Origin of the sequence: Ruegeria sp. HKCCA6707 (assembly GCF_013033515.1) — a bacterium.
Lineage (GTDB): Bacteria > Pseudomonadota > Alphaproteobacteria > Rhodobacterales > Rhodobacteraceae > Ruegeria.
The window spans coordinates 1-6,301 of sequence record NZ_WQEG01000025.1; the positions used below are offsets into that span (position 1 = coordinate 1).

Sequence of the window (6,301 nt, forward strand, 5' to 3'; positions counted from 1 at the left end):
CTCCATCTTTGCTCTCAAAGTGAAGTGTTGCGGCGATCCATTGAGACCGCCGGACTAAGCAGACATTCCAAAATTCAAATTTGATTGTCATAGATCAAAGCGCCGAAACTTCATTTGCCGCAGTTTTCTCCAATCCTAAAGCAATTGGGAGGAGATTACTTATGACGACCCGACGTGACTTCATGAAATCAGTTCCCGCTGTGGGCGCAGCATTTGCAGTAGCGCCAACGTTCCTTTCAGAGGAAGGTTCCGCGCAAGCTCAGAGCGTCGCACCTGCCGAGGGGCACTTTCATCCTAAAGGCAAAGCACCGTCCGAGCACACTTTGAAAATCCTAGCCGAAGCGCGGGATGCGCTGCCATTCTCAGATACCCGCGATTTCGACGAGCAGGCTCGTGGTTTTATCGCGGCAATGCCCGAAGACGAAATAATGGCGGATGCGGGCAACATTGCTTGGGACATGGCGAGCTTCCGCTTTTTCGACGAGGACAAGGACTGGCCGAGCATTCACCCTTCTTTGCAACGTGTCTCACGGCTCAATCAGAACTATGGCCTCTATGAGGTGGTACCAGGCATATATCAGGTGCGCGGATTGGATTTATCCGATGTTTCCTTCGTACGTGGGGATAACGGATGGATTGTCATCGATCCGCTTCTCACGACTGAGCCTGCTCGCGCAGCGTGGAACCTTTTTCAAGAACATGTCGGTGATGGCCTTCCAGTCACAGCCGTTATCTATTCGCATTCACATGGAGATCACTGGGGTGGCGTCCGCGGGATAGTTGACGAAGCCGACGTACGCGCGGGCAAGGTAGAAATTATCGCGCCCCGCGACTTCATGCAGTTCACAATTTCTGAAAACGTCTACGCTGGTAACGCGATGAACCGCCGCTTGTCCTACCAGTATGGACAACAGCTTCCTATTAACCCGTTTGGCTTTGCCGGTCAGGGTCTAGGTCATCGCGTTTCGCTGGGCGCTCTTGGGCTGATCGCACCGACAAAGATCATCGAAGAAGACATCGAATACATCGACGTCGATGGCGTGCGAATGGTCTTCCAAAACACACCGGGCACTGAAGCGCCTTCCAATATGAATACGTACATTCCTGATATGAAGGCCCTCTGGATGGCCGAGAATATTACCGGCACATTGCACAACATTTACACCCTACGCGGCGCGCCGGTGCGTGATCCGCTGCGCTGGTCTAAGTACATCTCGCGTGCGTTGCACCTATTTGGCGAAGAAGCAGAGGTGATGTTCCAATCGCACCATTGGCCTCGATGGGGCAACGACCGCATTCAAGAGATCATGCGGGCGCAGCGCGACATGTACGCGCATTTCAATAATCAGGTGCTGCACTTTGCCAATCAGGGCGTAACGATCAACCAGATCCAAAACGTATACGAGATGCCCAAGAGCTTGCAGAACGAATGGCATTGCCGCGGCTATCACGGCTCGCCCGAGCATAACAGCCGAGGGGTGATCCAGCGGTACCTCGGGTTTTGGGATGCCAATCCCGCGACACTTATCCCGCCGTCTCCGGAAGACTCAGCCCCGCTCTATGTCGAGATGATGGGCGGATCGGACAAGATCATGGCCAAAGGGCAGGAACTTTTTGGTGCGGGCGAGTACAAGATGGCCGTCGAAATCCTGAACAGGCTTTTCCTGGCTGAAAATGATAATCAGCTAGCCCGTGATCTCTTGGCAGATTGCTATGAACAGCTTGGCTACCAACAAGAAAATCCCGGATTGCGGAACAGCTTCTTGTCAGGTGCTTATGAACTGCGCTCCGGCATCTCAGATGCGCCGGTGCTTAGCTCGACAAGCCCCGACGTAATCCGCGCAATGTCCACAGAGCTGTTCCTGAACTACCTCGGCATCAAGATGGACAGCCGCAAAGCCGAAGGCATGCGGTTCACCATCAACTTGGTAACACCGGACAATGGGGAGAAGTTCATCATCGAACTGGAAAATGCCACCTTGACCAATATCGAGGGGTATCAAGCGAACGATCCAGACCTGACGCTTGTGATCAATCGCTCAGACCTCGAAATGACAATGATGGGTGCGGTAGAGCTGGAGCAGCAGATTGCAGATGGCACTGCTAAGATTGAAGGCGATGCCAACGTTCTCTCACAGCTTGCCTCAACCATGGTAGACTTTGACCCATTGTTCGAGATCTTGCCAGGTACCGCGGCTGGGGAGGCCCAAGTCGTGGCGTCCAATGCGTATGAGGCTGTTCCCGGCGCGACAATCCCCGAATAACTCAGCTTAAGGCAAGGTGTACTATGTCACCTTGCCTCAGTTTCCCTGTCTTTTGCTAATGACTAGATTGCCAACGGCAGCTAAGTCCCGCAAACCGGTCCTAGCCGTGTTTTCTACCAGTGTCTGCTCTGGATCAAAACGGCCGTTGACGCTCCGACCTGTTAATAGGTCCAGAGCCTAGAGGAACGCGGGTTCATTACGATGACACAAGCCCCGCATCTTGGCCCGTCCGGTAGGGCATTGAACTACCAAGAGGTAGACGAGGATTGAAAACTCTTGTGTCACAAACGCTTGGCAAAACTCGACTTGAATTTGTCACGATTTTTTGGCTGCAGCCTGAGGATAGCGCTCATTGGCGTAAAGAGCAGAAACCGTGGCTCCGGGCTCGGAGCAGCCATTTGTTGCAGAGCGCGTGAACGTCCGCTTTGACTGGATTTAATGTATCCCAAAACAGAACATAGAAAGAACATCCTTTTCTTAACGGAAGTTTTTCCCTTATGATTTCGACAAAATCTGGAGAAGAAAATGGGCGGAACCGGCAGCGGTAGACACTGGCATTGGGGAACAAAGAGCACGACTTCCGAATTTCGAAGCATCGACGTTAGGCGCTGGGCGCGTGAGGGCTTTCTGACGCCTGGACGGCGTTTTTCTTGGCAATGGACTCAGGAAGGAGAGGTGGTCGCCCAGATCAATGCTTCTGTCGAGCGTGGTTATGTGAATCTATCATATCGGAGCCGTGATTACGGGGAAGAATGGGAAAGCCACGACTATCCAGTGCGCCTTCTTGCGCAGCCATGTCACTACGGCGGAAACCGCCAGTGGTTCGCTTGCCCAGCGCGTGGGTGTGGTCGGCGCGTCGCTAAACTCTATGGCGGGCGCCTTTTCGCATGCCGACATTGCCATCAACTCGTCTATCCTGTTCAGCGGGAAGCCGCGTTTCAACGCAACCAAAGGCGTGCAGACAAAATACGCGAACGCCTCGCTTGGGTGAACGACCCGGATCCGATGGAAGTAGCGAAGCCAAAGGGGATGCACTGGCGCACGTATAATCGCCTTGTTGCAGAGTTGGAACATTGGGAGGAAGCGTCCAACAGTTCGCTAATTCAATACTTGGACAGGCTGGCATGGGAGTATTAGGGGCACGACTCATAACCAGAAGATGACAGTTTGCCTGTCGATCCCGTGACATTTGAGGCCCGCACAGTATTATTCAATAGCGTTCCGAAGTTTTGTTTGTTGCCAACATTCTACAGTCTTCAAACATGCGATAGCGTGTCCGCATGCCGGTCAAAAAAATGGAAAGTAGTCAGGGTGTTTAGATTCTTAGTTTTAGCGAGTTCACTTTTCATATCTTTCGGGTCTTTTGCGTCGGCGCAGAATGAAGCTTCTGAACAAGAATATCTATTCCAAATTCTAGACTTCGCTTTGATTGCGCAAAGTGCCCAATCGGAACAGCAAAAAGCCGAGGCGCTAAGCCAAGCCATATCTTTGGCTGAGCAAGCCCTAGCAGCATACCCAAACGGGGAAACTGCATCCAGCTTGACCCAAGGAGGCTTCGCGCTTGGCAACTCCAAAATCACTTTGGAAAGCCTTCGAAATGAATTTGCAACTGTAGCAAATCCAGCGTGCCAGGAGGAACCAAGTCTGGAGTTTTGCGAAGCGTTGAAAACTCTAGTGGTCGATAGCGTCACGAATGATGTTCAAACCTGCCCAAGCTCGGAGTACATTGTTCAACTAGCAGATTTCATTATAGCAAAACGCATTGATCTACCTGGATTTTCTTCGAATAAATTCGGCTCCGACGCAGCATACTTTAGGTTCAAATACGGCAACCAATCTTTCGACGATCTTAAAGGTTCAATTGCTCGGATTTCGCGTGAAGGACGAAGACCGGCCAGAGACGCAGAAGTACTACTTTCCGCAGCAACAGTATCTCTCGGGAGCGATGAAGAGGTGCAGAATTACGTTAGTTCCGTCGATGCTCGGCAAGGCCTGGATCCACGGATTATCAGAGCACTTCTGTTACGAGACAACGGAAAGTTCCTTGCTCAAATTTTTAACGCGAGGTTAGAATCAGACGATCAGCGAGCCAATTTTCAAGTGTTTTCTGTAAATGGTGCATACGCTGTAAGCGACTTAAGCGACTTAGAAAAACTAGAACTAGCCGAAGTTGCTGATAGCGCCGGGGTGAAAGGGTTAGCAGCCTTAATTTTGGCAAGCCATACAGACTTATCGCACTTTGAAAAATACGCTGCAAATCTGGACAACATTTCGAGCATGGCAATCAGTAATAGTGTTTCGATTATGGTGGCGGGAAACTTCACGAAATCCGAATTAATAAAAAGGGGTTGGGGCGCAGCGGAGCTTGCCTACCACGATATTTTGCGCGCTCAACACTATTCAAGAGGTATGGACGTCTTAGGACTTCTGGTCAATACAACTGGATGGGTGGACGAGGTTTCTAAAGTGTCCAGAGACTACGTACAGGCCGTTCAAAAAGGAGAATTGCTTCCGGAGCACGACACTGAGGTTGCACAGCTATTCATTCTTGATGGACTGATCGCCGAAGTCGGAGCTGGGAGGTTGGCTGAGGCTCTGAGTGCATTCTCCCCTCCACCGGTCCGCCATTTCTCGAGCGTTGAATTTGGTAGCACGGGGATTTTTGATAGTTTTCTCGCTAAAGCTTCGGTCGCCGAGTTCTTAAAAAATTCCAATCTATCTGCACCACGCAAACCTGAATTTCTTGGTAATTTCGATTGGGAAACCTGGGAAAAGCTAGCGATTGAGTTGCGAATTAACGGTAAACTTTCTGAAAATAGCCAAAGTTGGCCAGATACGCCAATCGCAGTAGAGTTATATTATTTAAACGGAGACTATCGAACTGCCATCAATCTCTCGACAACGTACCTGTCAGAACAAAACGACGAGAATGCCCTTCTAAAAGCACTCTCAATAGCTCAGGACCTTATGATTAGGTTCGATCGAATGTGTGAAGGGTACAGTATTTTCCCAGGAAAAGTGTATCTCCCTGGCAGAGTCGTTTATCGTTTCTAACTCTTCGTTCATTGATTGAGGGTGGTTTCAATGAAGCTTCTATTTCTCACTTTAGCTGCGGTATTTCTCATTGGGAGCACAGGCGTAGTTCAAGCCAGAGACACACGATGGGAAGGTGTGTGGCAGGAAAAAGCCTGCGGCGCGCCGTCAAGCACGTTGATTTCGAACGGGCGAAGCGCAATCTACTTCGAATATAAATTTGGGGCGTATTCTGTGACTGTAGGGAGCGCTCAATTCAGTAAACGGCTCGCACTGGTCTCAAGCAACGGTAGCAACCTTGCCATACAGACTTCTGAATTTAGAAAGTGCAATGAAGCCGACCCTGAACTGCAAATGTGGTTTGGTGAGGTGATAACCATTTTCCTTGCGTATACTGACGTTGAGGACATCTGTGCCGACAACGGTCACTCTGCCAAATGCCTGAAAGCAGCATTCGAGCTTTTTGATGTAACAGGGAACGGCTCATTGTCCCGCGCCGAAATCAGCCGCGGCGTGAGGGTCGCAGGTTTCTTCGCGGCATATATGGGAGCCCGTACGTTTGCAGAGGCGAGCAGTGGTCAGACAACGCTCTCGGTCAATGCTGCCGAAGTCTCGGGCTCGAGCGTAATAGCTAACATTGTTTCTCCGGTTCTAGCCCAGAATATGCTCGCCTCGTACGACTTTGATGATGACGGTTCACTGTCTCTGAATGAGCTTATGACTGATCGGGAAAATGTAGGACCGGTCGAATTAGCAAAGCTCATTGGAGACGCAACGATCCAAGAGATATTCGAGTTTGGAGCCAATTGGATTCTAAGTATGACTGGGAGCTTAGGAACCAGCTTTCTCCGCTAGTCCTTTCACGTTGTCTCACAGAATCAATATGGCTGGGCATTGGTTCGGCCTGTTAGAACTGCATGTATTCTCTATCCACGAATGAAGCCACCCTGCCAACTCGGAACACAGATCCAGCCCATCCCGATTTCCAGCATCTCAGATGACTA

General features: G+C 50.5%; 3 protein-coding genes. All 3 read left to right on the forward strand.

What is annotated here, in order from left to right:
* The first annotated feature begins 161 nt into the window (after nucleotides 1-161).
* Nucleotides 162-2,264 (forward strand): alkyl/aryl-sulfatase, encoded by a 2,103-nt coding sequence (locus GOW40_RS21965; protein ID WP_171136801.1) that lies wholly within the window; start codon nucleotides 162-164, stop codon nucleotides 2,262-2,264.
* A 1,311-nt stretch (nucleotides 2,265-3,575) separates the two neighbouring features.
* A complete protein-coding gene (locus GOW40_RS21975; RefSeq protein ID WP_171133937.1) occupies nucleotides 3,576-5,318 on the forward strand; it encodes a hypothetical protein in 1,743 nt (580 codons plus the stop codon).
* A 30-nt stretch (nucleotides 5,319-5,348) separates the two neighbouring features.
* A complete protein-coding gene (locus GOW40_RS21980) occupies nucleotides 5,349-6,152 on the forward strand; it encodes a hypothetical protein (protein WP_171133938.1) in 804 nt (267 codons plus the stop codon).
* Nucleotides 6,153-6,301 lie beyond the last annotated feature (149 nt).